The sequence below is a fragment of the Microcoleus sp. AR_TQ3_B6 genome, from assembly GCF_036702785.1.
Taxonomy (GTDB): domain Bacteria; phylum Cyanobacteriota; class Cyanobacteriia; order Cyanobacteriales; family Microcoleaceae; genus Microcoleus.
Genome location: NZ_JAUBVJ010000067.1, coordinates 1 through 24,792 on the forward strand (window position 1 = coordinate 1; position 24,792 = coordinate 24,792).

Annotated in this window: 28 protein-coding genes and 1 pseudogene; 18 read left to right on the top strand and 11 right to left on the bottom strand. The window is 43.8% G+C overall.

What is annotated here, in order from left to right; all coding sequences use genetic code 11:
- The first annotated feature begins 139 nt into the window (after positions 1–139).
- The gene (locus QUB56_RS26020) at positions 140–475 is read left to right on the top strand and encodes a transposase (RefSeq protein WP_332959147.1); all 336 of its coding nucleotides are present in this window, start codon (positions 140–142) and stop codon (positions 473–475) included.
- Between the two features lie 14 nt (positions 476–489).
- Here the strand turns inward: QUB56_RS26020 and QUB56_RS26025 are convergent.
- Positions 490–1,349 (bottom strand): annotated as a pseudogene (locus QUB56_RS26025) (RNA-guided endonuclease InsQ/TnpB family protein); the annotation flags it as partial.
- A gap of 299 nt (positions 1,350–1,648) precedes the next feature.
- On the opposite strand from QUB56_RS26025, the gene QUB56_RS26030 reads away from it, so the two are divergent.
- The 4 genes from QUB56_RS26030 (at position 1,649) to QUB56_RS26045 (ending at position 2,721) form a co-directional block, all read left to right on the top strand.
- A complete protein-coding gene (locus QUB56_RS26030) occupies positions 1,649–1,855 on the top strand; it encodes a helix-turn-helix domain-containing protein (RefSeq protein ID WP_332959113.1) in 207 nt (68 codons plus the stop codon).
- Between the two features lie 10 nt (positions 1,856–1,865).
- Complete coding sequence (locus QUB56_RS26035) at positions 1,866–2,144, top strand: hypothetical protein (protein WP_332959114.1); 279 nt, start codon at positions 1,866–1,868, stop codon at positions 2,142–2,144.
- Between the two features lie 72 nt (positions 2,145–2,216).
- The gene (locus QUB56_RS26040; protein WP_332959148.1) at positions 2,217–2,360 is read left to right on the top strand and encodes a hypothetical protein; all 144 of its coding nucleotides are present in this window, start codon (positions 2,217–2,219) and stop codon (positions 2,358–2,360) included.
- A gap of 16 nt (positions 2,361–2,376) precedes the next feature.
- Positions 2,377–2,721 (top strand): transposase, encoded by a 345-nt coding sequence (locus QUB56_RS26045; RefSeq protein WP_332959115.1) that lies wholly within the window; start codon positions 2,377–2,379, stop codon positions 2,719–2,721.
- 108 nt (positions 2,722–2,829) lie between these two features.
- Here the strand turns inward: QUB56_RS26045 and QUB56_RS26050 are convergent, their stop codons facing one another.
- Positions 2,830–2,997 carry a hypothetical protein gene (locus QUB56_RS26050; RefSeq protein ID WP_332959116.1) on the bottom strand — a complete coding sequence of 56 codons (168 nt, stop codon included), beginning with the start codon at positions 2,995–2,997 and terminating at the stop codon, positions 2,830–2,832.
- 615 nt (positions 2,998–3,612) lie between these two features.
- Here QUB56_RS26050 and QUB56_RS26055 point away from each other — a divergent pair.
- The 4 genes from QUB56_RS26055 to QUB56_RS26070 all read left to right on the top strand — a co-directional run bounded on the left by QUB56_RS26055 (position 3,613) and on the right by QUB56_RS26070 (position 7,991).
- The gene (locus tag QUB56_RS26055) at positions 3,613–3,849 is read left to right on the top strand and encodes a Calvin cycle protein CP12 (protein WP_332959117.1); all 237 of its coding nucleotides are present in this window, start codon (positions 3,613–3,615) and stop codon (positions 3,847–3,849) included.
- Positions 3,850–4,249: 400 nt separating this feature from the next.
- The gene (locus QUB56_RS26060) at positions 4,250–4,870 is read left to right on the top strand and encodes a DUF3177 family protein (RefSeq protein WP_332959118.1); all 621 of its coding nucleotides are present in this window, start codon (positions 4,250–4,252) and stop codon (positions 4,868–4,870) included.
- A gap of 270 nt (positions 4,871–5,140) precedes the next feature.
- Complete coding sequence (locus QUB56_RS26065; RefSeq protein WP_445243395.1) at positions 5,141–6,595, top strand: hypothetical protein; 1,455 nt, start codon at positions 5,141–5,143, stop codon at positions 6,593–6,595.
- 253 nt (positions 6,596–6,848) lie between these two features.
- A complete protein-coding gene (locus QUB56_RS26070) occupies positions 6,849–7,991 on the top strand; it encodes an IS4 family transposase (protein WP_332959120.1) in 1,143 nt (380 codons plus the stop codon).
- 112 nt (positions 7,992–8,103) lie between these two features.
- Here the strand turns inward: QUB56_RS26070 and QUB56_RS26075 are convergent, their stop codons facing one another.
- Positions 8,104–8,304 (bottom strand): hypothetical protein, encoded by a 201-nt coding sequence (locus tag QUB56_RS26075; protein ID WP_332959121.1) that lies wholly within the window; start codon positions 8,302–8,304, stop codon positions 8,104–8,106.
- Positions 8,305–8,457, bottom strand: a complete 153-nt coding sequence (locus QUB56_RS26080; protein ID WP_332959122.1) for a hypothetical protein — start codon at positions 8,455–8,457, stop codon at positions 8,305–8,307.
- Positions 8,458–8,693: 236 nt separating this feature from the next.
- Here QUB56_RS26080 and QUB56_RS26085 point away from each other — a divergent pair, with 236 nt between their 5' ends.
- Positions 8,694–8,855, top strand: a complete 162-nt coding sequence (locus tag QUB56_RS26085) for a peptidoglycan-binding domain-containing protein (RefSeq protein WP_332959149.1) — start codon at positions 8,694–8,696, stop codon at positions 8,853–8,855.
- A 49-nt stretch (positions 8,856–8,904) separates the two neighbouring features.
- On the opposite strand, the gene QUB56_RS26090 is transcribed toward QUB56_RS26085, so the two are convergent.
- The 3 genes from QUB56_RS26090 to QUB56_RS26100 all read right to left on the bottom strand — a co-directional run bounded on the left by QUB56_RS26090 (position 8,905) and on the right by QUB56_RS26100 (position 17,115).
- Positions 8,905–12,300: an ATP-binding protein gene (locus QUB56_RS26090; RefSeq protein ID WP_332959123.1), complete on the bottom strand. Its 3,396-nt coding sequence runs from the start codon at positions 12,298–12,300 to the stop codon at positions 8,905–8,907.
- A 360-nt stretch (positions 12,301–12,660) separates the two neighbouring features.
- Positions 12,661–15,939, bottom strand: coding sequence for a response regulator (locus QUB56_RS26095; protein ID WP_332959124.1), 3,279 nt, complete (start codon positions 15,937–15,939; stop codon positions 12,661–12,663).
- Positions 15,940–16,056: 117 nt separating this feature from the next.
- On the bottom strand, positions 16,057–17,115 hold the full coding sequence (locus QUB56_RS26100; protein WP_445243396.1) for a sulfonate ABC transporter substrate-binding protein: 1,059 nt from the start codon (positions 17,113–17,115) through the stop codon (positions 16,057–16,059).
- Positions 17,116–17,304: 189 nt separating this feature from the next.
- Here QUB56_RS26100 and QUB56_RS26105 point away from each other — a divergent pair, with 189 nt between their 5' ends.
- Positions 17,305–17,604 (top strand): DUF7734 family protein, encoded by a 300-nt coding sequence (locus tag QUB56_RS26105; RefSeq protein ID WP_332959126.1) that lies wholly within the window; start codon positions 17,305–17,307, stop codon positions 17,602–17,604.
- A 217-nt stretch (positions 17,605–17,821) separates the two neighbouring features.
- Here the strand turns inward: QUB56_RS26105 and atpC are convergent, their stop codons facing one another.
- The 3 genes from atpC to QUB56_RS26120 form a co-directional block, all read right to left on the bottom strand.
- Positions 17,822–18,229 (bottom strand): ATP synthase F1 subunit epsilon, encoded by a 408-nt coding sequence (gene atpC, locus QUB56_RS26110; protein WP_006635885.1) that lies wholly within the window; start codon positions 18,227–18,229, stop codon positions 17,822–17,824.
- Between the two features lie 155 nt (positions 18,230–18,384).
- Positions 18,385–19,842 (bottom strand): F0F1 ATP synthase subunit beta, encoded by a 1,458-nt coding sequence (gene atpD, locus QUB56_RS26115; RefSeq protein ID WP_332959127.1) that lies wholly within the window; start codon positions 19,840–19,842, stop codon positions 18,385–18,387.
- Between the two features lie 126 nt (positions 19,843–19,968).
- Positions 19,969–20,895 carry a PEP-CTERM sorting domain-containing protein gene (locus tag QUB56_RS26120; RefSeq protein ID WP_332959128.1) on the bottom strand — a complete coding sequence of 309 codons (927 nt, stop codon included), beginning with the start codon at positions 20,893–20,895 and terminating at the stop codon, positions 19,969–19,971.
- 832 nt (positions 20,896–21,727) lie between these two features.
- Between QUB56_RS26120 and QUB56_RS26125 the strand changes: the two genes are divergently transcribed.
- From QUB56_RS26125 to QUB56_RS26145, 5 genes are all read left to right on the top strand, one after another.
- Positions 21,728–21,895 carry a hypothetical protein gene (locus QUB56_RS26125; RefSeq protein WP_332959151.1) on the top strand — a complete coding sequence of 56 codons (168 nt, stop codon included), beginning with the start codon at positions 21,728–21,730 and terminating at the stop codon, positions 21,893–21,895.
- A 7-nt stretch (positions 21,896–21,902) separates the two neighbouring features.
- Positions 21,903–21,986: an FHA domain-containing protein gene (locus tag QUB56_RS26130; protein WP_332959152.1), complete on the top strand. Its 84-nt coding sequence runs from the start codon at positions 21,903–21,905 to the stop codon at positions 21,984–21,986.
- Between the two features lie 99 nt (positions 21,987–22,085).
- Positions 22,086–22,382: a hypothetical protein gene (locus tag QUB56_RS26135; protein WP_332959129.1), complete on the top strand. Its 297-nt coding sequence runs from the start codon at positions 22,086–22,088 to the stop codon at positions 22,380–22,382.
- A gap of 12 nt (positions 22,383–22,394) precedes the next feature.
- A complete protein-coding gene (locus QUB56_RS26140; RefSeq protein ID WP_332959130.1) occupies positions 22,395–22,712 on the top strand; it encodes a hypothetical protein in 318 nt (105 codons plus the stop codon).
- Between the two features lie 175 nt (positions 22,713–22,887).
- A complete protein-coding gene (locus tag QUB56_RS26145; RefSeq protein WP_332959131.1) occupies positions 22,888–23,070 on the top strand; it encodes a hypothetical protein in 183 nt (60 codons plus the stop codon).
- Between the two features lie 235 nt (positions 23,071–23,305).
- Here QUB56_RS26145 and QUB56_RS26150 read toward each other — a convergent pair whose 3' ends face one another.
- Positions 23,306–24,439, bottom strand: coding sequence for a succinylglutamate desuccinylase/aspartoacylase family protein (locus QUB56_RS26150; protein WP_332959132.1), 1,134 nt, complete (start codon positions 24,437–24,439; stop codon positions 23,306–23,308).
- Between the two features lie 15 nt (positions 24,440–24,454).
- Here QUB56_RS26150 and QUB56_RS26155 point away from each other — a divergent pair, with 15 nt between their 5' ends.
- Both QUB56_RS26155 and QUB56_RS26160 read left to right on the top strand, forming a co-directional pair.
- Entirely contained in the window at positions 24,455–24,673 is a 219-nt protein-coding gene (locus QUB56_RS26155) for a hypothetical protein (protein WP_332959133.1), read from the top strand.
- Positions 24,654–24,776, top strand: a complete 123-nt coding sequence (locus tag QUB56_RS26160; RefSeq protein ID WP_332959134.1) for a hypothetical protein — start codon at positions 24,654–24,656, stop codon at positions 24,774–24,776. The genes QUB56_RS26155 and QUB56_RS26160 overlap by 20 nt, the downstream gene beginning before the upstream one ends.
- Positions 24,777–24,792 lie beyond the last annotated feature (16 nt).

A 24,792-nucleotide genomic window follows, 5' to 3' on the forward strand; every position in this document is an offset into this window, starting at 1 on the left:
CAAAGAAGAAAGCTAACAGGTTACGGCATAAAACCGCAAGGCAAAGTACAATGGGACTTTACTTATTTGTGGTTGTATGGTGCAGTAGAGCCACTAACAGGAGCCAGTTTTTTTTATGAGTTTACTCATTTAGATTAGCCTGTGCTTTGAGAAATTTTTAGAGCTGTTTGCTAGTGAGTACCCGGAAGATTTACATCTAATTCAAGTAGATAATGGGGGGTTTCATAACTCTTTAAATCTCAGTATACCAGAAAACGTTATTTTACTATTTCAACCCGCCTACAGTCCGGAAGTAAACCCAATAGAAAGACTGTGGGGATATGTAAAAGAACAATTGAAATGGTTGAAATTCGAGCGAATAGAAGAGTTGAGACCAGCGGTGCAAAAAGAGTTAAAAAATTTGACTAAAGAAGTCATTGCTTCTTTGACGGGATGGGAATTTATTTTGGCCGCTATATCTGTAGCAGAACTTTAGGAAATTGGTATAACATCTGATATAGCTGGCGCTAACTTGGGGTTTTTGACCAGGTTTTTCACCGCTAAATTCTCAAGTACAATCGTTTGGTTTTCACGAACTAATTGAGTCGTTAGCTTATGTAAATGGTCTTTTCTGCTATCGGTTATTTGAGCGTGAACCTTAGCTACCTTAATTCTTGCTTTTTCTCGATTTTTTGACCCTTTCTGTTTTAGAGAAATACTTTTTTAGACTTTACGCAATCTTCGGTAATGTTTCTTAAAGTGTTTAGAATTAGCGACTTTATCCCATCGCTAGTAATTATAAAGCTATTAATTCCTAAATCAATTCCTATCACTTGGTCGCTAACAGGTAAGGGTTTAATAGTGGGGTCATCAAATCTAATTGAGAGCTGCCAACGTCATGATAGATGTAATTTAACCGTTACCGTAATAGGTTCACAATATGAGGGTATTTGTCTTGACCATCGAATAGGTAAATGGTCTAAACATTTAGCTAAATAAATTTGTCCGTTTTTAACTTTAAAGGCAGACTTAGTAAATTCTACACTTCCTCCTTGATGTTTTTTCTTAAAGTTAGGATACCGAGCACGACCAGCAAATAAATTAGTAAAAGCAGTTGGTAAATGTCTCAAACCTTGCTGTAAAGGAACACAACTAACTTCATTTAAAAAATCTAACTCTTCTTGTTTTTTCCAAGACGTTAACATTGAGGAAGTTTGACTGTATCCTATTCTTTCTTGCCTTTGGTACCATGCTTGAGTTCTTTCGTGGAGAGCTTTATTGTAAACTAATCTTACACAGCCGGCAGTACGCCGCAATAGCGACTCTTGTTCTGGGGTTGGGTAAAATCGGTAACTGTAAGCTTTTTCCATACCTCACATTTTAGCATATCTAGCCTTTCGAGCTCTCATATGAGGTACTATAGGGCATAGGGCATAGGGCATAGGGCATACCTCACTTTGTTGAGAACCGCTGTATTTTGTGAAAGGTTAAAATTAAATAGTAAAGCCGTCCGCCGAAGAAGGGGTTTCAAACCCAAAATTTTCGATGAGAGAATTCCACCCGCCTGCAACCCGACAACCTTTAGAGATTGCCAGCGGGCGGGTGGATGACGAGGCGAATAAATTCCTTGCTTTCTGTGGATATGTTCGTTATCATAGCTTCCACATATGTGATACAGAAAGGTATCGTGTTGAAAGCAGTCAAAGTCAGAATCTATCCCAACATTGAACAACAAAGTCATTTAGTGCCAGCCTTTGGCTGCGCTCGTTGGGTGTGGAATCAGTCTCTAGCTACCATGTCACAGACTTACAAAGAGACTGGCAAGGGGCTTTCTGCTTTCACCATGAAAAAACTAGATTCCGGTATGGAAGGTTGAGCATGAGTGGTTGAAAGAATGCTATTCACAATGCCTCCAGTCTTCTGTTCTCAACTTATCACAAGCTTTTATCAACTTCTTTGATGGTCGGACTCAATACCCAACCTTCAAAAAGCGTCAAGGCAAGCAGTCTATTCAGTACCCTCAGAACGTCAAAATCTTGAGCGCTTCTGAAATTAAATTTCCGGCACATCTTGGGGCGATGAAAGTAAAAATTCATCGCGACACTATCGGAAAGTTGAGGACTGTCACTTTATCTAAAATGCCTGACGGTCGCTACTATGCTTAACTATTGATTGATGATGGTATCGAACAGCCAGAGTCATGTAATGAGGGCAAAGCCATCGGGATTGACTTAGGTTTGACTGATTTTGCAGTCACATCTGACGGCTCAAAACATCAAAATCCCAGACATCTCAAAAAACACTCTGGCAACCTCAAGCGTAAACAACGTAAGCTATGCCGTAAAAGGGACAAGACTACAAGTAAGCGTCGCTTTCGCTAAACTAGCTGTTGCCAAGGTGCATTCAAGAATCAGAAGAGTACGCGAAGATTTTCTACATAAACTGTCCCGTAAGACGGTCAAGGAAAACCAAGTTATTGTTGTGGAAAATCGGGCAGTAAAGAATATGGTGAAAAATCAAAACCTAGCTACATCAATCAGTGATGCTGGATGGGGGATGTTCTGTACTATGCTCAAATACAAAGCAGAATCAGAAGGGAAAATCTATCTAGAAGTAGGTCGATTTTTCCCATCGACACATTTACATCTGGGCTCAAATACCTTACTGCCAATCGCAAAGATGAATCTATCGGTTCGTGAGTTTGATTGTACGCACTGCGGGCAACGACACATCGCGATGTGAATGCTGGCATCAACATCAGAAATGAAGGATTACGGATTTTGGCGTTGGGCACCAGCGTTACTGCCCTTGGAGGCGATGTAAGACCAAAGCGGTATGGGTGCAAATCTACTACAGTAGAGGCTGTCGCGGTTGAATTGGGAAGCCCATATCAATGGTGACAGCTTGTGATTGATGTTGGGTAGTTCGCGCTAACCGGAACTGGCCGCTGGCCTTCTCGGTTTTCTGGGGCGATCGATGCTCCTCGATCGCCGTTCTTGTGTTAACATAAGTTAACATGAGAGTCAGCTTAATCTGTTAAGTGTTAAATGCCGTGTTCAGCTAGATCTTAAAAGATAAAGCTCAATACAGTTTGACATACCAACCTCGTGTAATGTTTTCATCAAAAGTAAGGTCGGCTCGGCCTACATTGATGTCTGTGGACTAGAACCCGCCGACGGGCTAGAGTAAAGCAAGGAGTAGAGACGCCTGCTGCGTCTCCTTTATGGATGCTTTGTATCTGGGCTGCGGCAACAGCAGCGCATCTCAAGCTATTATTAGCTGGGGTCGCCAGACGGAAACTGCAAATCCAACCCAAACTAACATCCAAAAAGAAAACCTTTCTTACTTAATAAGGTCAACGACCCAGGTCTAAAGACACGCTAGCTTCTAGCCTTTGACTTAAACCACAGTTGACCAGCCGTATACTTTAGAGGTCTACGTTTTTTGAGTTATGACACCAAGCGGAGGCGTGAGCTAATCTCTTGCTCTGTCGTTAACGGTTAAACATCTTTATTTGGGTTAAGGATGTGCCGTTAGCCCAAAAAGCTCACTAAACAAAGGCGCGTGCTAACATTACCTAGAAATAGGTCGGGGACAACCATATTCTCCTACACTTTCATACCAACAAGCTTTATGACAACAACACCCTCGGTCAACATCCAAGAAAAAATTGAAGAAGAACTAGAAAGCGCTCGTGCCGTCTGCGACCTCAAAGGCGCCACTTCCGGGGAATGCGCGGCGGCGTGGGACGCAGTTGAAGAACTGCAAGCAGAAGCTTCCCACCAAAAGCAAGTCAAACCTAAGAATTCTTTTGAACAATATTGCGACGACAATCCTGACGCTGCTGAGTGCCGCATCTACGACGAATAAACGAGCCATTTAGCTCTATGCCGAACCTCCCGCGCCGAAATCTAACTTTTGGCGCGGGAGAATTTTATTTTATGGGTTGAGCCTTTAGGTAAGGGCGAGATTTGCCCTCTATCCCAATACGGTTCAAATCAGCCAGCTTCCCCCTCGCCCCCCTTGGGAGACAAGAATTTGCTCTCTTCTCGCCCTTGGCTCGGGGGCTGCTGCCTCGGGAGTTCCGAGGAATAAACAGTTTTAACCCAAGGGTATTGCCGTCTATCGTTTCTCAAGTACCTTTCAAAGCGCGCCAAGTACCTTAGAAAAGGTAGCAGTAACAAAACCTTAAGACCGTGTTCAGGTTACTGATTTTTTAGCATTTTTGTAGTAGAATTTGTCACAAATAAGTGAGTATATTTTCCCAAAGATGTTCAGTCTTTTATTGGCAGCCACCGGGCCTTGGTTTCAACCGCTAGTCTGGATGGATTACCGGTTGTCTGTGTTATTAACAATTTCGATCCCGCTGGTAGTGCTGATTTGGGCTGTTGTTGCAAAAGCTGAGGCGATCGTCCGTTTGTCGATTATTTATTGGCGAGTGGCGAGTTTGCTGGCAATTACACTTTACCTGATGATGGCTGCGCTGCCAGTGAGCTTTGTGTCGTCGGTGATTGGGAGGGCTTTAATTCCTGCTTGTCTGTGGTTTTGGGAGGATTTAAACGAAGAAATTGCCGATCGACCGCAGTCGCCCCTGAAACTGGCTTTTACAGCTTGGCGGTGGGCGATTACTGTTTACAGCGGTTTGGGCGCTCTAGCTCAACTTCCCTTCTTAAGCTGTGCCTTTAAATCTCAAATTCAGGTAATTGACGAACCTTTTTGCCGCGTTTGGTTAGACCCGCCTTGGCTGTACAAACAAATGTTTCACCCTACGGCAAACCCTCAATTTTTGGGATTGTTAGGTCTGATAGGTTTAGCAATCTATGTAATTTACTTGTCATACTTTGTGCTAATTAGACTGGGAAAACAGGGGAGGTCAGCTACCGGAAATTAAGTGGATCTTAAGTAAGTATTTGCCTCCTAAAGACCCGCAAAAGTATTAAACAAAAAAGTCAAAAATTCCAAATCAAAAAAGCCGGGGCGCATCTACAAAAGAATCAAAGTAACAGCAGGGTGGCTGAGGTCACCCCGCTCAAAAACGGCTACAAGCCCCCGACTCCTGTCGTGGAGATATAAAAATTTTAGATTTTTGTTCAAGCTTCCAGATTCATCTGTGGAGTACATCTAAAATCTAAAATCTAAAATCTAAAATCGACTGACAGTAATGTTATTGGGAAAGACTGTGATGGATAGCAAACAAGCCTACTTACAGTGCTTAGAAAAGCTAATTTGGGCCCTCGATCGCCTGGAAGCAAAAGTCGAACCAAGTGAACTCGCTCGGATTGCCGAACTGATTGTTCAGCCGATGATGGGGCCCTGGCGGTTTTTTCACACTCCCGAACATATTTTTGATGTGGGGGGAAATGAAGACGCGATCGAGGTTTTGGCAGCTTTATTTCACGATACCGTCTACGTGCAAGTCGATCGCAGCATTAACTTTAACGTCAGCTACTACATCACTCCTGTTGCAAAAGAGGTTAACAAACAGCTACAAATTCGGGATAAATCTGAACTGTCTGCGGATGCTACCTTCGAGATGGTAATGCTGGTATTCAATTTTGAACCGGGCGAAGTCCTCAATCCCTTCTCCGGACAAAACGAATTTCTCAGCGCTTTGGTAGCAGCAAAAGCTCTAGAACCATTTCTCAAACGCGAGCAATTGCTTCAAATTGCAGGCTGCATAGAAGCAACAATTCCGTTTCGCACCGCCGAGTCAGGAGTAACGGTAAGCCAGCGCCTTTATGACCGCTTGCAAGCAATAAATAGCCTGTTTAACCTCAGTTTGACTGACGAGCAAATGCGGGAAACGGTGAAAAAATCTGTGCGAATTTCTAACCGGGATGTGAGGAGTTTTGCTCACCCGAGTTCAGCCCATTTTTTGGCAAATACCTGGAATTTACTGCCGGAAACCAATCATAATCTCATCTGCTGCGGTTTTTACACGATTCGCGACTACCGAGTTGCTTTGCTGAAGATGGAAGGTTTTCTGAATTATCTCAAGCCAGAGATGATTTTCCGGCAGTTTGAGGGATATCCAGACGATCGCACGTATCAGCGCTGGGAAACTACGGCTAAGTCCAATCTCGAAATTGCGAAGCTTTATTTGGGGTGCAAACTGCCTGCTCTAGCCCTGCTAGAAGCTCTTTCTTCGGATTTGGGGATTGAGGTTTCTCTGGCGATGATGATGGGAGGAATTCCGGATAAAACTGCTAACTGCGTGCGCCTAGAAAGCTTTTTTCCAGAAATAGAAAAACCTTACCAACCAAAAATTAGTTTAGAAGCGGAAGTATTGAATTTATTAGAAAATGGGCGGGCTAAAAGCACTTCTAATACCGATTTGGAGATTTCGCCACTGACAACGTTTGTGGTAAAAATTGTGGGTTTTGACGAAATGCGCTATCAGTGCGATCGAGCTAAGGAATTTTTTAGACAAAATCTAAACGCCGACGACTTTATTTCCGGCTTTAATCCAATAGTTACAGAAATTGTCATTGATTCAATTCTCAAGTTGTTTGACAGCCGCAAATCTACTATCTGTCGATACTACGATATCACTTCTAAGTTAAAGTCCCAACCCCAGACCAATTTTCCCGATCGCCCTTTTCGCTCAAATGCTTGACTCGCTTTAAATACAGTATTGTTGCCTCCTATTAGAGAAAAGACCGTTACTCAGCTTAGACAAGAGTGAATCGATCCATTACACCGCGGCAAGATTGATTAACTCGCTTTCTCTACGTCAATCCGCCTATCCATCCCGTCACCCTGGGGGGGTGACAACCAGCCCCAAACCCAGAGGTGGTGAGGATTGAGCCAATGTGTGCTAAAAAAAGATAGGCAGCATAATTGTTACACGCTTGCCTATCCAAAAAATAATGATACCAACATTTTACCAGACTCATTTAAAAAAACAACTGACATCAGCTCAGTTTCTTGTAATGACAACTTTGCCCATTGTGATGCAATCAGAAAAACAAGTGAGATTAGAACGACTGGCACGGGTATTTCCTTACCCAATTACAACGGAAAGTCGGCGTAGAAAACTACAAAGATTTCTGGATTTACAAAACTTAACTATCTCATTAATTTGGTTCCCCTTAATTACTTATTGGTTGACCACTTATTGCCGCATTGGTACTCGTTTATCAATTGCAATCGACCGCAGTCAATGGGGGTGCATTAATCTCTTTATGGTTAGCCCGATCAGTCCGCGAAGAGCAATTCCATTATACTGGGGTCTGTTGCCAAAATTAGGAAATAGTAACTTTGAGTCACAAATTACCAATTTAGAGCAAGTTTTACCATTATTTTCAGAATATAAAGTCATCGTTTTAGGAGACCGTGAATTTTGTGATGTTGATTTGGGAAACTGGATTAAGGAAAAGGGTGTGTCTTTTTGCTTAAGACTGAAAAAGAATCTTTGTATCGAAACAGAACATTTAGTTGGGCAACGGTTGGATGAATTAGGAATAGTACCCGGAACTTCTTTGTATGTTCAAGGGAAAAAAGTGAGAAAAACTCTACCTACTACCGGATTTGAGCTTGCTTGTAAGTGGAAAAGGAACTATGGGAAATATCAAGTTAAAGAAGCCTGGTTTATTCTCACGGACTTAGGCTCATTGCGAGAAGCGCTCAATACTTATAAGCAGCGGATGGGCATTGAAGAAATGTTCCGAGACTGTAAAACAGTCGGCTACAATCTTGAAGGAACAAGCCTCAAAGGGAACCGACTTATTAACATGATTTTGCTCATGACACTTGCGTACAGTTCCGCAATATTTCAAGGTAATGAACTGAAGAAAAAGCAGGTACAAGAATATGTATCTCGTCGCACAGAACCAAATAAAAAATATCGCAGACGGAGTACATTTGGTGTTGGATTAGATGGAGAAAAGTGGCTTAATTATCTAGAACAATATTCTTTAGAGGTGGAACAGTTAATGAAGTTAACTCCTTCTAAACGCCGCTTTTATCAACAAGGTATGCGGGCTGCAACCCTTATACAGTCTATCTCGTAGACCTCTTTGTCACCCCCCCAGCACGTCACCAACAGCCCTACAGGTATCGTGTGGGGCTTCCGGCAAAGATGCTAAAACTTGATACAGCAGATTTCAACTGAGTGAAGTAGATTCACCCCACGCGCCCTCTCGGGCACCCTCCCCGAAGTTCGGGGAGGGTGCCAGGGGGGTGTACTGCATTTAGATGCAAAGCGCTGTAAACACAGGTTTTAGCTGCCTTAAATTCGTGACGGCGATCGTGTTCTAAACGCAGTTTAAAATCCGGCTGATTTTCTAACTTCAATTCCCTGACTAACTCTGTTTCGGCAGCCACTCAGTTTTGTAAAAAGCGTTTTTTAGGAGCGTAAAAGCAAAAGTGAAATGCTCCCTCTGTTTCGGGGTCGAGAACTTCATCAATCGAAATCGGCTGCTGTTTGCCTTTGACAATTACTCTGTCTACAAAACGGATTTGATAGCGAGATGTCACTCATCTGCGCTATCCCAGATAAATTTCACTATAAAATGCGACTGTTAAAGCACTCCCCCCCACAGCTACAACTGGGGAATAGCAAGTTAAAACAACTTACCAACCACTAATCCCCACTCAAACCATGCAAACCACAAACGCCCTTCGCCTGTTCATTACCTTCGGGCCGTTATTTTCTCCTACTGAAACGCAACGGTGCGGTTTCCCAAAATGAGGATGTCCGCGACATCCAGCGACTGTTAAATGCCAACGGAGCTTCCCTAAATACTGATGGAGCCTTCGGCGCGAAAACCCAACAAGCAGTCATCAACTTTCAAAAGCAACCACAAATCGTTGCTGATGGCATTGTCGGTTCTAAAACTTGGAATAAATTCGGCGTTCGTACAATTATATGTTAAAGTGTGTGCAATCATATTTAAAAAAAAGTAGGCAGATCGAGTGCGCGCCCTATTTCTCCGTCGAAATTTCCACCCCAGACCATCCATCCGGCGCTCCGTACATTCGATACTTGCGAGAGCGTTTGAAATACAGCATTGCTACCCGATCGTCAGGATTGATTTGTAAAATATTCTGAAATACTTTTTGGGCTGCCACAAATTTTTGCTGGTAGTAAAAATTGAGAGCTTCTTGAAAAACCTCCGCAGTTTGTTGCTTGAGTACAATGCTCTGCTCTGTTTCTGTATCGTAAACTTCAAACACCGACACAGCATTTCTCTTTCCTTTCACGGTTACTCGATCGACAAATCTATAATTATATTTTTTTGGATCGTCGAGGCGCTCAATAATTGCACCGCTAACTATAATTCCCGCCCCGTAAACCTTAGTCAATCCTTCCAAACGAGACGCAAGATTCACAGCATCAGCAATCACCGTACTTTCCATCCGTTCTCGCTCACCAATGGTACCCAACATCAAATTGCCCGCGTGCAAACCAATACCGATCGCGATCGGAAACAAACCATTTTTTTGTCGCTGCTGGTTGTAGATCTTCACTTCTTTTTGCATATCAATTGCTGCTCGCACGCCATCAGATGAAGATCTAGGAAACAGTGCCATGACTGCATCCCCAATATATTTATCAATAAACCCGTTATTTCTTCTGATTGCTGGGCTTATTTTCCCCAAGTAAGTATTAATAAATGCGAAATTTTCAGGCGGGGTCATATTTTCTGAAAGCGCCGTAAACGAGCGAATATCAGCAAACAGCACTGTCATATCTCTTTCCTGATTTTCGCCTAATTTAACTTCAATAATACTCGGCTTTTCCAGCAATGTTAGAAAATCGTGCGGCACAAACCTGGCGTAGGCTGCACTCAGTTTTGCCAGGCGAATTTGCGTGTTAATTCTCGCTAACAATTCCTTTTTTATAAAAGGTTTAGTTACGTAATCATTTGCTTCTAAGTTAAAAGCTTCTACCAAGTCGGTAGTTTGATTTTTTGCCGTCAGCATCAGAATCGGCATTTCTAAAGGCGAGTATTTTTTGCGGACTTCTAGACAGACTTCATAACCAGTCATCTGCGGCATCATTACGTCGAGTAAAATTAAGTCTGGCTTAAATCCTGATTCGATCAGATTTAAAGCTTCTAAGCCGTTGCTCGCTTGAGTGATCTCGTATTTTTCTATAGAAAGACTGTTGATGATGACATGAATATTAATCGGCTCATCATCAACTACCAAAATTTTTAATCTTTCACTTTCTCGACACTCGCTCTTGGCTAATACCTGAGAATGTGTTATAGATGGTTCGGGGGGGAATTCAGGAGTGATTAAAATGCGCTCTCCCTCGGTTAAACGCGGCTGTCTGCTGCTAAATTCCGGCTGAATTTCAGATACGGGCAAAGTAAAGGTGAATTGGGAACCGACGCCTACAGTTGAAGATACCCAAATTTTACCTCCGTGCAATTCCACTAATTGCTGGGCAACAGTTAACCCTAAACCCGTGCCGCCATATTCTCTAGCAGTAGAACCGTCAGCTTGTTCAAAGGATTCAAAAATTCGCTCTAATTTATCTTCGGGGATGCCAATACCGGTGTCAGATACAGTAATGGCTAATTGGGAATTAGGCGGTGATTGTGCGTTGCCCGTTACCAATTCTGCGGAAATTTCAACTGTGCCGCTTTCGGTAAATTTAATCGCATTGCCAATTAAGTTGTAAAGTATTTGCTGCAAGCGATTCTCATCGGCTGCTATTGTCGGCAATTCAGGAGAGACTGAGTTAATCAACTCCAACTTTTTTTTACCTACTAATGGGTGAGACAAAGTGAGAATTACAGAGACTATTTCTCGCATACCGATCGGCTTAATTTGCAGTACAATCGTTTTGTGCTTGAGCTGAGAAAAGTCCAGAATATCGTTAATTAAAGAAGACAATCTTTTTCCAGACGATGAAATCAAAGCTAAGTTAAAAATTGTGGTTTCTGGCAGTTGTCCGGTAGCACCGTCTATTAAAGATTCTGCAATCCCAATAATGCCGTTGAGGGGAGTCCGGAGTTCGTGGGAAGTATTGGCTAAGAAGTCGTCTTTTAGTTTGTCCAGTCGCTGCAATTCGGTATTTTTAGTTTCTAAGGCAGTAAAAGATGCTTGCAGTTGTGCTGCCATGCTGTTAAAAGCAGCGGCAAGTACGCCCAACTCGTCGGAGCGAGAGAGCTTTACAGTTTTGTCAAATTGTCCTTCTGACAAAGCGATTGCTGCATCTTTTAATTTTAAAATAGGTTTTATCATCCACCGAGAAGTGAAAATTCCTAGCACAGTTGCCATGGCTAAAGCTGCCAGACATAGCAACATTGTAGTTCGGTTGCTGGCATGGATTTGTTCCATAAAGTCGGCTTCGGGAACGACGACAACAATCAGCCAATCTAAACCTTTACCGTCTTGGAATGGCAGGATTTTTAAAAATTTATGCTGACCGTTTATCTCAACATTTATTTGCTGCGCTTTTGTAATTTGGTGCAAGTTTTGAAAGTGATTTTCTAAATATTTAGCTGTAGTTTGCGTTACTGCATCGCTGCTTTCTGTAACTTTAAACAGTTCTTTTTTACCGTTTTGGGTGCGGAAAGGTTTTTCGGGTGTGGAAGTTGCCAGCAGCGTGCCATTTCTTTCGATAATAAAAGTTTGACCAGATTTGCCTATTTTGAGGCTGTTTAAAAATTGACCGATACTGTCGAGACGCAAGGCAGCAATTAATACTCCTTCTAGCTGTTTCTGGCTGTTGTAAACTGGTTGCAGCGCGCTGAGGATCAAGGTTGGTTCTAGGAAGGATACATAAACTGAACTCCAAGTTGGTTTGGCTTCTAGAGCGGCATAGGCATAGGAAGGGTGCTGTCGGATGTCGAAGTTTTTGACCAAGGCTGCTACTGTCGTGCGATCGCCCCGATCATCAGTATTGTAAGAATAAAAATCAAAACCTGTAGATGGGCCCGATGCGTTAATCAATAAAGTGCCGTTCGACATCTTTTCGCCGGTGCGATATTCTCCATCTCGATTAGCGATCGACGTAAAATTGATATAAGGATATAATTGCACTTGCCGCCACAGAAACTTTTCCCAAGCTGACAAATCTTTCATGTTCACAAAACCGAGTTTCACTGCATCCAGCTTGCTTTGATTTATTTGGTGCGGAGTTTGCAGATAAGTTCTCAAATTTTGCTCGATGCGATTGCTCACCTCCCCCATCAACTGATCGGCAAGGTCATTCACTGCTCTTTGAGAGTTCCTAAATGATAAATATCCCACAATACCCACCGCTGCAAATACTTGCAAGACAAACGGAACTATGAGTATAGTTTGGAGCGTCGCTTTTCCTGAAAGTTTGGCCACCAAGCGCTTGAGAGAAAGAGTGGACATAACATTAATTTAGCTTGAAAGACACAGTTAATACTCGGAGCGAAGATTTACCGCTGGTAAGCATTCTAAACGATTTTGTACTTAAACAAAACTTACGCAAGAAAAGCCTGATTCTTGGTTTCTTCGTGAATCGCTGTCTAACCTGAGATTTCTCAGATCAACTGAGTTTATTTCTCGCATACCTTTCCGCAGTATATTCGAGTTTGAAGTCAAAAGCAGCGCACTCGACGGCGTATCTTTCAGGAAAACTCCAAATTTTGGGGCCGAATGCTTCAGCCTGAATGTATTATGACTGAGGCCAGGTACAAAAAAACGGATAAACACATAAAAATTTATGCCGTCAGCTTAAGGCTACTATTACTACTTTTCATCTAAATCTTCTATTCCCGACCATCCTTCTGGCACTCCATACATTCGATTCTTCAGAGAGCGCTTGCCGTAAATTTCTGCTAACTTATCTTGAGGATTTCTTTCGACAATCTTATTGAATATTCTTTGCGCTTTGGTAAAGTTCTGCTCAAAATAAAGCTCCAGACCTCGTTGAAATTCAGTAGCAGTTTCCTGTTTTAGTTCAATGCTTTGTTCTGTGTCTGCATCATAAATTTCAAACACTGACAAGGCAGATTTTTTGCCTTTTACTATGACTCGATCTACAAATCGGCACATATATTTTTCTCGCTCACCCAAACGCTCTAAAATTGAGTCACTAACTAGAATTCCCGCGCCGTAAACCTTAGTCAATCCTTCCAAACGAGACGCGAGATTCACCGCATCAGCAATAACTGTACTTTCCATCCGTTCTTGCTCCCCAATCGTACCCAACATTAAAGTACCCGCGTGCAAACCGATGCCGATCGTAATCGGTGGGTAATTATTTAATTGTCGGTGCTGGTTGTAAATAATAACTTGTTTTTGCATTTCCACCGCCGCGCGAACAGCATCATCTGCCGACTCAGGAAATAGTGCCATAATCGCATCGCCAATATATTTATCGATGAAACCTTGGTGAGCGCGAATTACCGGACTCACTCGGCTGAGGTAGCTGTTGATAAAATTAAAATTTTCTTGGGGAGTCATCGCTTCTGAGATAGTCGTAAAGGAGCGAATGTCAGAAAATAAAACTGTCATTTCTTTCTGAATTTGATCGCCTAGTCGGACATCAACAATACTTTCGTGTCCCAAAAATCGCAGAAAGTCGTGGGGGACAAATCTTCCGTAAGCTGCATTAATTTTTGCAAGACGGATGTGAGTTTTGATTCTAGCTAGCAATTCATTTTTGACAAACGGTTTAGTTAAAAAATCATTGGCTCCTGCATTGAAACCTTGCACTAAGTCAGATACTTGATTTTTGGCGGTTAGCATCACAATTGGCACTTCTATAGCCGTGAATTTTTCCCTGATTTTCTCGCAGACTTCGTAACCAGTCATCCGCGGCATCATCAGATCGAGTAAGATTAGATCTGGCTTGTAGCCTGTCTCTAGAAGAGCTAAAGCTTCTCTACCGCTGCTAGCTTTGGCGAGGGCATAGTTTTCGAGAAGTAAATTGTTACCCAATACCTGAATATTCACAGGTTCGTCATCTACAATCAATATTTTAACCCGACTATTTTCTTGGTCTTCTTGATCGTCGAGCAAACTGTTATTATTAAAACTTTGTGCGAACAATGTATTAGTTATTAACTGGCGATCGTTGGTTCTTGAAACTAAAGACTGCCGCACCGTTGCTGACAACTGCTTGCGCTCGACATGCTGATTCTGAGAGATGGGCAAACTAAAGGTAAACTGCGAACCAATACCTACTTTTGAAGATACCTGAATTTCGCCACCGTGCAGCTCGACTAACTTCTTTGTAACTGCCAAACCTAAACCTGTTCCTCCGTATTCTCTAGCAGTAGAACCGTCTGCTTGTTCAAAAGATTTAAAAATTAGTTCTAATTTATCTTCAGCAATGCCAATACCAGTATCCGATACCGTAATTTGCAGTTTTGACCTGAGAATTAAAGATTGAAGCTGGCTTGTTACTGAACTTTCTTTGTCATCAGCCAACTCCGGCGATTCCAAGCTGATCGCATTCGCCGAAATTTCAACTGTGCCGCTTTCGGTAAATTTAATCGCATTTCCTATTAAGTTATAAAGAATTTGTTGCACCCGATTTTCATCGGCATCTACGAGGGGAAGGTCGGAACTGACTGAATTAATCAACTGCAAATTTTTTGTACCAATTAATGGTTGACAAAGAGTCACTACGATATCGACAATTTCTCGGATGCCAACAGGCTTGATTTGTAGTTCAATATTTTGGTGTCTCAGCTTTGAAAAATCGAGAATGTCGTTGATAAGGTTGGACAGTCTTCTGCCGCTAAATGCAATAATTTCCAGATTGGAAATGGTCGGTTCTGGCAATTGTCCTGTAGCACCGTCGATTAAAGATTCAGTTAAACCAATAATGCCGTTGAGCGGGGTGCGGAGTTCGTGAGAAGTGTTGGCTAAAAATTCGTCTTTTAGTTTGTCTAGTCGCTGCAATTGGGCATTTTGATGCTCTAATTGTGTGAAAGATACTTCCAATTGACTGGCCATGCTGTTGAAAGCATTAGCTAATTTTCCGAGTTCGTTAGAGGCCGCAATATTTACCCGAGTTTCAAACATTCCGCTACTCATTTTAGTAGCTGCAGATGTTAGGGATTTTAAAGGATTTGTAATCGATCGAGCAAAAGCCACCCCCAAGCCCGCGGCCACGAGGGCGCTGGCGAGGGTAACTGCACCCATGACGTATATGAGCTTACGCACCGGAGCGTAAGCTTCCGCCGTAGGTAGCTCTACAACCACCATCCACTGAACCCTCCGCACGATCGCACCCGTGCCCATTACTTCTTCCCCGCGCAAGCCTCGATAAACAATCGGAGATTGCATCCCCGAAGCTAAAGCTAATTTGGATAACTCTTGCACAAAGGAGCGCCCTCTCAAATCTTGCAGTAAATACGGATTAATCTTGCTTCCAGTTTCTGAAATCACCACCGAGCGATGGTCGAGAACGTAGCTGTATCCAGTTTTTCCAACTTTCGTGCGGGCGGCAATTTGACTTAAAAAATTGAGACTAACTCTGGCAAATAATACTCCGGCAATTTGATTTTTATTGTTGCGAACAGGCACTGCTAAATTAACAACATTAACCGCTGTTTTCAGGTCTACATCTACTGGACTAACATAATTTTGAGCTTGCCCAAAAGTTTCCCAAAATACAGGTGTTTCTGCCGAAATACCTGCTAAATTTAAGCTAGAGATAGAGAAGGATTCGTAAGGCGACATCGCCTGTACGATTTGACCTTTACTGTTAAAAATGCCGACCACTTCGTAGGCGCTGTTGCTGTTGACCAATCCTTCGAGAATGCTGCGCTGAGTTTCAGCATTAAATTCTGTTAAACCGCGCAATTCTGACAAATAATTGAGTTGGCGCTGCAAGTTATCCAGCTCAGCGCTGATTTGGACAGCAGCAGCTTGCGATCTCTGGTACTGAAGCTGTTTTGTCTGTTCTATTTGTCCCCGAAAGCTGAGGTAAGCTAAGGTACTTCCCGCCATCAACACGCTTGCCACAACAATCGAGACAAAACCGTAACGCAGTTGATTGGCAATTGATGACATTTGATTCTGCCAGTTAACAGTTTTCACTCATTCTATAGGATACACCAAATTGCACATTTTTCATACTTGGGGAATCGCAACCGTTGATTTCTCGTTACATTTGCTTAAGTTCGGGTTTTATAAATCTAATTTTTGTTTCCAGATAACATCTTCAACCCAAATGCGCTCGGGAAGCAGTCCCAACCGAAAGAAAATTTCAGCAATCCGCTGCTGTTCTTCAACTGCCCTGTCTTGAATTGGCAGCAAATCGTAGCGGCGGCTTTTCGTTAACATGATAGCTGTGGTTATTTTCATTCCTGTTCGAGCGCTGATAAATTCCGCTGCTAGCTCGGGATTCTTAGCTATCCAAGTAGCCATCTGTCGCGTTTCTCCCATCACTATTTTAACAATATCGGGGAAGTCGCTAGCAAAAGAGCGACTTGCCAAATAGAAGTTTCTATCATTCATCAGCCCGTCGCTGTTAGCCAAGAAATGAACAGGCATAGTTTCCTGTAACTGAGCTATAAACGGCTGCCAAATCGCCCAAGCATCAACCTCGCCTCTCACAAATGCTTCCTGAGCTTTTGGTGGAGACAAATCGACGAATTGGGCATCTTTTAACTGCAAGCCGGCTTGAGTTAAGGCGCGAATTAACAAATAGTGACCTGCGGTTTTCTGAGTAGCTGCTATTTTCTTGCCTTTGAGATCCGCTAGAGTCCGAATTGGAGAATCTTGAGGAACTATGATGCCCATGCTTCCAGGTAAAGCTGAATCATTAGCAATATAAACAAAAGGTACGCCCTCTGATTGGGCAAAAATTGGCGGCGCAACTCCTGCATAACCCAGATCGATTTTTCCTTTTCCTATTGCTTCTAAAATTGGCGGCCCTGCGGTAAATTCCGTCCATTCTACAGACCACCCCATTTTTGCTAAACGCTTTTCCAAAGAGTTTTTAGCTTTTAGATAAAACAGCGATCCGAAACGCTGATGGCCGATTCTTACGACTCTTGTTAAGTTTGAGGGTGGATTTTGGGTTTTTGCTGTAGAGTTATTTATTAGTTGTGATTGGCAACTTGCCACAGTTAAACTCAAGCAAAAAACCAGCGTGAATAGCAGCGTATATCCCCAAGCAACACGCCGTTTAATAAAATTTTGACTGAAAAACGATAATTGGAACCTAGTCTTGATGTGGCTCATAAAATATCGGACAAGTAGGTTTTGCAGTCAGAAAATCTTCTTGATGTTTTTTACAGGACTTATATTATGTCCGCTTACTTCTTGCTGTTAAAAAAGTCAAATTTAAAATTAATTTTTAGCGGGCTATCCCTGCAATTAGCCGCAAAATTAAGCTATATTATAGCAGATTTCAGGAAAGTGAGATGTGCTATGGCTGACTCTATTGCTCGCCGCTTGGAACAATACACGGTAAAACGATCGCACGAAGTTTTAATCGTCAAAGCCCAAATTGACGGCGAATTCGATGAAATTGCTATTTTTAAAGGCTTTTCTAGCTCCCTGACGCGATCGACCGCCAGCGATCCAGAGGTTCCTGTTTTGCCTCGGTCAGCAAAAATTGTCAGTGTCGATCGGCTTCAGAGTCCCTACAATCCCAATAACCCCCGCTATCTTCAGCAGGGGTTATCTTGGGAAACAATGCAATCTCTATTGTCCGAGGCGGGAGTTTAGCAAAAGAGTAGGGACAGGGCATTTCCCTTCTTCGTGTCAACAATCGTTTAAAACCCTTGATAAATATCGCTTTTACCTGAGTCTAGATCCCCCTCGCATCCCCCTTGTTAAGGGAGACGAAAGAGAAGACTCTTCCCCCTCTTAAGAAGGGGGTTTAGGGGGGAGCGAGACTTGGATACAAACCACAGATACAAAAGCCGTGTTCCTACTCAAAGAGCTAGAGCGTGCCGCCTGCGGCTTGGAAACGAGCTCTCGCGCGTTTGATTGCTTGCTTGGCTTGAATTTGCTCTTGCAAAGTGCCGCTAGTAGCCTTTTCCAAACGAGCTTCTGCTTCGGTGTAAGCAGTACGAGCAGCTTCTTTATCAATGGTTTCGCCTTTTTCAGCGCCGTTGACAAGAATAGTAACTTTGTTTTCTTGGATTTCTGCAAAGCCGCCCATCAGAGCAATAGACACCCATTCCTTGCCGGGACGGACGCGCATCACTCCGGTATCCAAAGCTGTCAACATTGGAGCGTGACCGCTCAAGATACCCAATTGGCCTGTGGTGCTCGGCAGAATGACTTCTTCAGCATTAGAATCCCAAACAGTTTTGTCGGGGGCAACTACGCGCACAGTTAATGTCATAAATTGTCAGTTGTCAGTTGTCAGTTGTCAGTTGTCAGTTGTCAGTTGTCAGTTGTCAGTTGTCAGTTGTCAGTTGCCAGTTGTTACCAATAACCAATAACTAATAACAAATAACTAATAACTACTGACTACTGACTACTGACTAAGGACTAAAATTACTTAGCGTCAGCCTTCATTTTTTCAGCTTTGGCGATCGCCTCGTTGATATCGCCCACCAAATAGAAAGCTTGTTCCGGTAATTCGTCAAGTTCGCCAGCCAAAATCATCTGGAAGCCCTTAATGGTATCTGCCAGCTTGACGTACTTGCCTGGGGAACCGGTGAACACTTCCGCCACAAAGAACGGTTGGGACAAGAACCGTTCAATTTTGCGAGCGCGAGAAACCGTCAAGCGGTCATCTTCCGACAACTCATCCAAGCCCAAAATCGCAATAATGTCTTGCAATTCCTTATAGCGTTGCAGAGTAGACTGCACCTGACGAGCCACACCATAGTGCTCTTCGCCGACAACGCTAACTTGCAACATTGTAGACGTAGAATCCAGCGGGTCAACAGCCGGATAAATCCCCTTCGCAGCCAAACCGCGAGACAACACAGTTGTAGCGTCCAAGTGAGCAAAAGTCGTAGCCGGCGCGGGGTCAGTCAAGTCATCTGCAGGTACGTAGACAGCTTGAACCGAAGTAATCGAACCTTCGGTAGTCGAAGTAATCCGTTCTTGCAAGTCGCCCATATCCGTACCCAGAGTCGGCTGATATCCCACAGCCGAAGGCATCCGACCCAACAGAGCCGATACCTCAGAGCCCGCTTGCACGAACCGGAAGATATTGTCAATGAACAGCAGCACGTCTTGCTTGCTGACATCGCGGAAGTATTCGGCCATCGCCAGAGCCGACAGGCCCACGCGCATCCGAGCACCGGGCGGCTCGTTCATTTGACCGTAAACAAGAGCAATTTTTGACTTGCTGCGGTCTTCTTCGTCAATAACCCCCGACTCGATCATTTCTTTGTAGAGGTCATTACCTTCGCGGGTGCGCTCGCCCACACCACCGAACACGGATACGCCGCCGTGAGCCTTGGCGATGTTGTTCACCAGTTCCATCATAATCACGGTTTTGCCGACGCCTGCGCCGCCGAACAAACCGATTTTGCCGCCGCGACGGTACGGAGCCAGGAGGTCGATCACCTTGATCCCAGTTTCAAACACCGAAGGCTTGGTTTCCAGTTCGGTGAAAGCCGGCGGGTTGCGGTGGATGGGCATACTTTCGGAAGTATTAACCGGGCCGAGGTTGTCTACGGGTTGGCCGATGACGTTAAAAATGCGGCCGAGAGTTGGGGTTCCGACGGGAACTTGGATAGATTCTCCGGTATCTACTACTTCCATGCCGCGCACCAAGCCGTCGGTGGTACTCATGGAAACTGCACGCACTTGGCTGTCTCCGAGCAGTTGTTGAACTTCGCAGGTAACGGCAACGTCTTGACCTGCTTCGTTTTTGCCGGAAATTGTGAGAGCGTTATAGATTTGGGGCAGTTTGCCGCCTGGGAATTTTACGTCTACAACTGGTCCGATGATTTGGGTGATGTAGCCTACGTTCGTTTTTTCTGCGGTGGATACCATGAATAGTGCCTTTGTTAGGATGCTATTTTTCCCGTTATGGAAAAAGTCTTAACATTTAGAAATGCTATTTCTCAGAGTACCACTGAACAGACTCACTATTTAGATTTGTATGGGGCTGGTTAAGAGTCATTTTTCTCGTTGCTGCCCTCGCTTTTTTTTCCTGCGAACTCCTGCCAAAGCCCCGATCCCCAAGATAGTGCCGAACACTGTGACTGGTTCGGGGACTGCTTCGGGGACAGGTCCGGGGGGTAACTCACCAGGCGCGGTGGAGTGGTCGAATTGAATGACGTTTCCTGGGCGGTGGTCCCCGGAGGTTGGTCTGGGCTGAGCCTGTTGGGTCGTTGTTTCGGGGGCTAACTGGGCCGCCAGGGTGAAGTCTTGGAAGTCAACGTCGTTTCCTCCGGCATCGTCGAAGGAGATTTGTATGCCCGCAGCCAGTTGGGTCATTGTGACGGCTGAATATTGCTCTGGGCCATTACCCCCGTTTATGTTTGTAAATGAGTTGTTGGAGCTGTAGTCGAGTATAAAGTTGCCAAACACGGCTTGCTGACAGCCCGCCACCAGACACTCATCTCTCCGAAAGCCGCTGCTGGGGTCCCACCATTCGGGGCTATTCATGAAGGTACTCGACGAGACGTACTGCCCGAATGGTTGGCCGTTGCCGATGTCGCTCCACAGCAGCAGGGCATAAATTTGATCCCTCAAAAATGTGAAGGTTTGGGTGATGGAGCCGTTGTCGGAGGTGACACCCGTGCCGAAGCTTCCCTCCCAGTCATTGGTGCTGCCGTTATCTGAGGGTTGGATCTCGTAAAACAGTCGGGCGATGCTGCTGTAGCCATTGTTGTCTGGGTCAGCTTGGGCTACCCACAAGCTCGACTGGTAACCGCCGTGAGATGTTTGGAAGGTAAAGTTTATATTGGTATCTCGATCGAACTGGATGCCGCTGGTGCCAAACATGAAAGCTCGGACGGGCGTGCAGATGCTGAGCAAGATTGTGGTTGCCAAGCTGGCGACTTTAAAAGAAGTTTTTTTGACTAGCGTTAAGGTAGTCATAACCCTGATTCCTCCAGTATTGTTAGGTAGTAAGGCCCGAAATCCCATGTTGCGGTGACGCGAATAGACGATCGCCTGGGATGCGATATTTAGGACGATCGTCCCACCTACAGAATAGACTCCACACCCATGAATCTACAGACCCAGATCGCTATAAGTGTGTTTTTGAGTAAATGAGTGCTTCTTCCAAAAGTTTTCAGAGACACCAAATTGCCAGAGTTTCATCTGTAACAGGAAGCTTTTCATCCTGCCTAGAATTCTAACCTACTACATTTACTCCATTTCGGTAACGGTTTCAACTTGACTGCAAGACTTGCCAATATTGACTTTTTTCAAAAAAAAATAAAAAATTTAACTCCAGCTTTCTGAAGTTTGGGTAATTATCACCTAAAACTTATAAAGTTTATGATAGAAATTAGGCTGTTGGGCGAGTCGCTCCTCAAAGCGAGCTGCAAGCTGCTCGCGGCCGGTGCAGAAGACAGCAGCGGCAGCGAGTAGGGATTTGAGCGAGTTTTTTTTTCCACTGGAAGCAAGCGGGAAAACAGGCGAGCGATATTTACGTACTTTTTTTGACTAAAATTCCGAGTTTTTAAACCCCTAACCCTCGCGTTCCGCATCATATTTTCGCCAAAAGTCCCGGACGCATAAACCAGGTTTCTTAAGGTAATTGCCTCATGGAAGCAGTGAAAATTTATATAATCCCAAATTCAGACTCAATAGGAGTTCAAAAGTTATGCTCACCATAACCTGTGGCAATCTCAAGAACCAATAATTTACCTTTGACTCCCGCATAACTTCCATTATTGGTCGCGCCAAAGATTGTCATCCCACAATTCCCGATGACGAAAAACACCGCTGGATTTCCCGCTATCACTGCTTGCTAGATAAGCTGCAGAGCCTCTCAATTGAATACAGAGACGGGCAGGAGAGCCCGTCTCACAAAAATTGTAGAAAAATTGACTATCTAATTAGATGCACAGCAGCTTATCAATCCTCCTGATATCCGCATCCGCGATTTCGGCAGCAAAAGTGGCACTTTTGTTAATGGCAAAAAAATCGGTCAGCGAGAAGCCTATCATACTCCCGAATAGGCCGCTCAAATTCAATTACCAGAATACGACTTGCAAGGGGGAGATTAATTTAAGATCGGTGATACTTATTTTCGAGTTGGCATTGCCATTGACCCCGAAATGGTCAAAACTGCCGAATATCAAACACCCCCTGTCATTCCCTCAAATCAAGCGAATCTTTGGAAAATGCTCCAAGCTTTTCTGTTGAAAGCAGTGGCTAATGAAAGCCATATCGGAACTCTCGGCGATGACCTTTTGCTCAAAGAATTGGGTAGGGGGGATTTTAGTTTAGTTTATTTGGCGCGAGACAAGCGGACTAACAAACAAGTTGCGCTGAAAGTTATGCTGCCAAAGGTGGCGACGAAGCAGCGGGCTGTTAATTGGTTTATGCGGGAAGTTGAAAATATGAAATTTTAAAAATATCCCAATGTGGTAGGATTAAAAGAGTTTGGTTATGCTGATGAAACTTTCTTTTTCACGATGGAATACTGCGACGGTGGCAGTGTTGTGGATTTGATGGCAAAACCAGGTGTCAGCACTTTGCGGATTGGTGAGGGTGTGGTTATTATTTTCCAAGTTTTAGATAGTTTGACTTACACTCATAATGCGGAAATTCCCAAGGTCAGATTGGCTGATGGTAGTTTTGCAAAGGGACGGGGTTTGATTCACCGGGATTTGAAATCGGGGAATATTTTTGTGGCGAATGTGGGTGGGAAACAAGTTGCCAAAAGTGGGGATTATAAGTAATAAAAAGCTTTTGACTAAGCGGGTTTAAGCGACTAAATGCTGACGGTAATGCTGTGAGTACGCCGTGTTTTAGGCCGCGACAGCAAGTGATTATAAGTATGCGCAACCGGAGGTTGATGTTTGGGCGGCAGCGGCTTGTTTGTATTTGAGGATAACGGGATATTCCCCGCGCAATTTGCAGGGTCAAGACTCGTTTTTGGCTGTGTTGCAAACTGATGCTGTGCCTGTTTGCGATCGCACTTATGCGATTCCTCAACCGCTAGCCACAGTTATCGCTCGCGCTTTAATTGACCATCCTGAAATTTATTATAAAAGTGTAGCGGAATTTAAACAAGCCCTATTAAATAGTATATCATAATTGATTTCATATTGACACTGTAACTTCTATCTTGCAAGAGGTAGATTGAGATTTACAGTTGGGTGGGGCCGGGTTTATGAGATTATTGGTCTTAGGCTGAGATTTTGGGTAAAACCCGCCCCTACATCATGGTGTTATCATTGTGGATTAGATTCTCGCATTCGGCTCTAAAAGTCTTGGGTTAGTCTCAAAATCTATCGCCCGAATGCGAGAACCCCTACAATATTCATACAACTCAATCTGCCATCACAGATAACACATACTCTCCTTGATTTACTGACTGATTGGTCGAAACATCCAAAATGAAAACATCCGACTCAGCACAAACATCAACCAAACTGGGAAATTCCCCATTCTTATTAAAGCTGAGAATTTGATAAAGCCGATCGCCCTTTTTGACATAACTCCCCAATTGCACTCGATTTTGAATCATCCCGCCCGCCGGCGCGTAGTATTTGAACACTGAATTTTTGGGGGTAAAAATAACTTGATGATTCGCTGTTTCCGGGATAGGAAATCCATCTATTTTCAATAAACCCTTACTTGCTAAGTAATTTTTGATGCCCCGCAAGCCATTCGCCACCGACTCGGGATTCATTTCCATCCCCGAACCTAATTCTAAAGTCCAAGCTTCCACGTCAAATTTGAGCGCACTTCCCAACTGGGCCAAAATCTTCTCCAAAGCCAGCCAAGGCTTGAGAAACGCCTCGTCAAAAGCATCGCCGTCGTACTCGTCAAACAAGATTGCGCGATCGAGCAAAAAAGCTTTCGCACTCTCCTCGCGGGAATTAAAACAGTAAAGGTAATCTAAACTTTGATTCGTAGAACTGTGCAAGTCCAGCACATAGTCAGCATCCAAACACAAAGATTGTAGCTGATATCGGTAAAGTTCGCTGTAGGGGCGACAACTAGGAGCGTTAATTTTTGCCAACTCTTTGGCAAAACTCAAAGCAATCGCTTTTCTGTAATTAACTTTGACAGTATCGGCATCGAGATGAATGTGAGAATTAGCAAAACCGAGAATATCTTCCCCTTGTTTTTCAAAATCCCAGAAAATTCGGTTCCAATTTACCCCATCATAAAGATTGTACCGACCAGGGGAAAAATGGTGCGCTCGCTGACTGACACCCACAGGATTACAAACAGGAACTAGCAAAATTTCCCCGTTTAACTGACTGCTGTCCAAAGACCTTAAAAACTCAATTAATTGGTAAACAACAGCGTTACCGCTAATCTCAGCGCCGTGCAGGTTAGATTGGAGATAAGCTTTTTTGCCGGGAATCGCACCTTGAAACTGATAGACTTGCAATGAAAGCCGATCGCCAGAAGCAAGCTGCACCACAGGAATACTCGAAATAAATGGAATCATAGAGAAGGAAGAAGTTTGAGGGAAGAAGGAAGAAGGAAGAAGGAAGAAGGAAGAAGGAAGAAGGAAGAAAGAAGAAGGAAGAAGGAAGACGGAAGACGGAAAATGGAAAATGGAAGACGGAAAATGGAAAACGGAAAACGGAAAATGGAAAATGGAAAACGGAAAATGGAAAACGGAAGATGGAAAACGGAAGATGGAAAATGGAAAATGGAAAATGGAAGAAGTCAAGCGTGAAGAAGGCAAAAAAATTTTTCTTTCTTCTGCCAACAGCCAACAGCCAACAGCCAACAGCCAACAGACTTATTCCTTCATAGCCGATTTGCTGACGAAGGTCTAAAATCAATACAGTCCTC

Coding starts and splice junctions, on each gene's coding strand:
- QUB56_RS26135 (WP_332959129.1), top strand. CDS start 22,086: ATGGTCAAAACTGCCGAATATCAAACACCCCCTGTCATTCCCTCAAAT.
- QUB56_RS26090 (WP_332959123.1), bottom strand. CDS start 12,300: ATGTCCACTCTTTCTCTCAAGCGCTTGGTGGCCAAACTTTCAGGAAAA.
- QUB56_RS26120 (WP_332959128.1), bottom strand. CDS start 20,895: ATGACTACCTTAACGCTAGTCAAAAAAACTTCTTTTAAAGTCGCCAGC.
- QUB56_RS26160 (WP_332959134.1), top strand. CDS start 24,654: ATGGAAGAAGTCAAGCGTGAAGAAGGCAAAAAAATTTTTCTTTCTTCT.
- QUB56_RS26065 (WP_445243395.1), top strand. CDS start 5,141: ATGTTATTGGGAAAGACTGTGATGGATAGCAAACAAGCCTACTTACAG.
- atpD (WP_332959127.1), bottom strand. CDS start 19,842: ATGGTATCCACCGCAGAAAAAACGAACGTAGGCTACATCACCCAAATC.
- QUB56_RS26095 (WP_332959124.1), bottom strand. CDS start 15,939: ATGTCATCAATTGCCAATCAACTGCGTTACGGTTTTGTCTCGATTGTT.
- QUB56_RS26150 (WP_332959132.1), bottom strand. CDS start 24,439: ATGATTCCATTTATTTCGAGTATTCCTGTGGTGCAGCTTGCTTCTGGC.
- QUB56_RS26055 (WP_332959117.1), top strand. CDS start 3,613: ATGACAACAACACCCTCGGTCAACATCCAAGAAAAAATTGAAGAAGAA.
- QUB56_RS26105 (WP_332959126.1), top strand. CDS start 17,305: ATGGCTGACTCTATTGCTCGCCGCTTGGAACAATACACGGTAAAACGA.
- QUB56_RS26070 (WP_332959120.1), top strand. CDS start 6,849: ATGATACCAACATTTTACCAGACTCATTTAAAAAAACAACTGACATCA.
- QUB56_RS26100 (WP_445243396.1), bottom strand. CDS start 17,115: ATGAGCCACATCAAGACTAGGTTCCAATTATCGTTTTTCAGTCAAAAT.
- atpC (WP_006635885.1), bottom strand. CDS start 18,229: ATGACATTAACTGTGCGCGTAGTTGCCCCCGACAAAACTGTTTGGGAT.
- QUB56_RS26060 (WP_332959118.1), top strand. CDS start 4,250: ATGTTCAGTCTTTTATTGGCAGCCACCGGGCCTTGGTTTCAACCGCTA.
- QUB56_RS26050 (WP_332959116.1), bottom strand. CDS start 2,997: ATGTTAACTTATGTTAACACAAGAACGGCGATCGAGGAGCATCGATCG.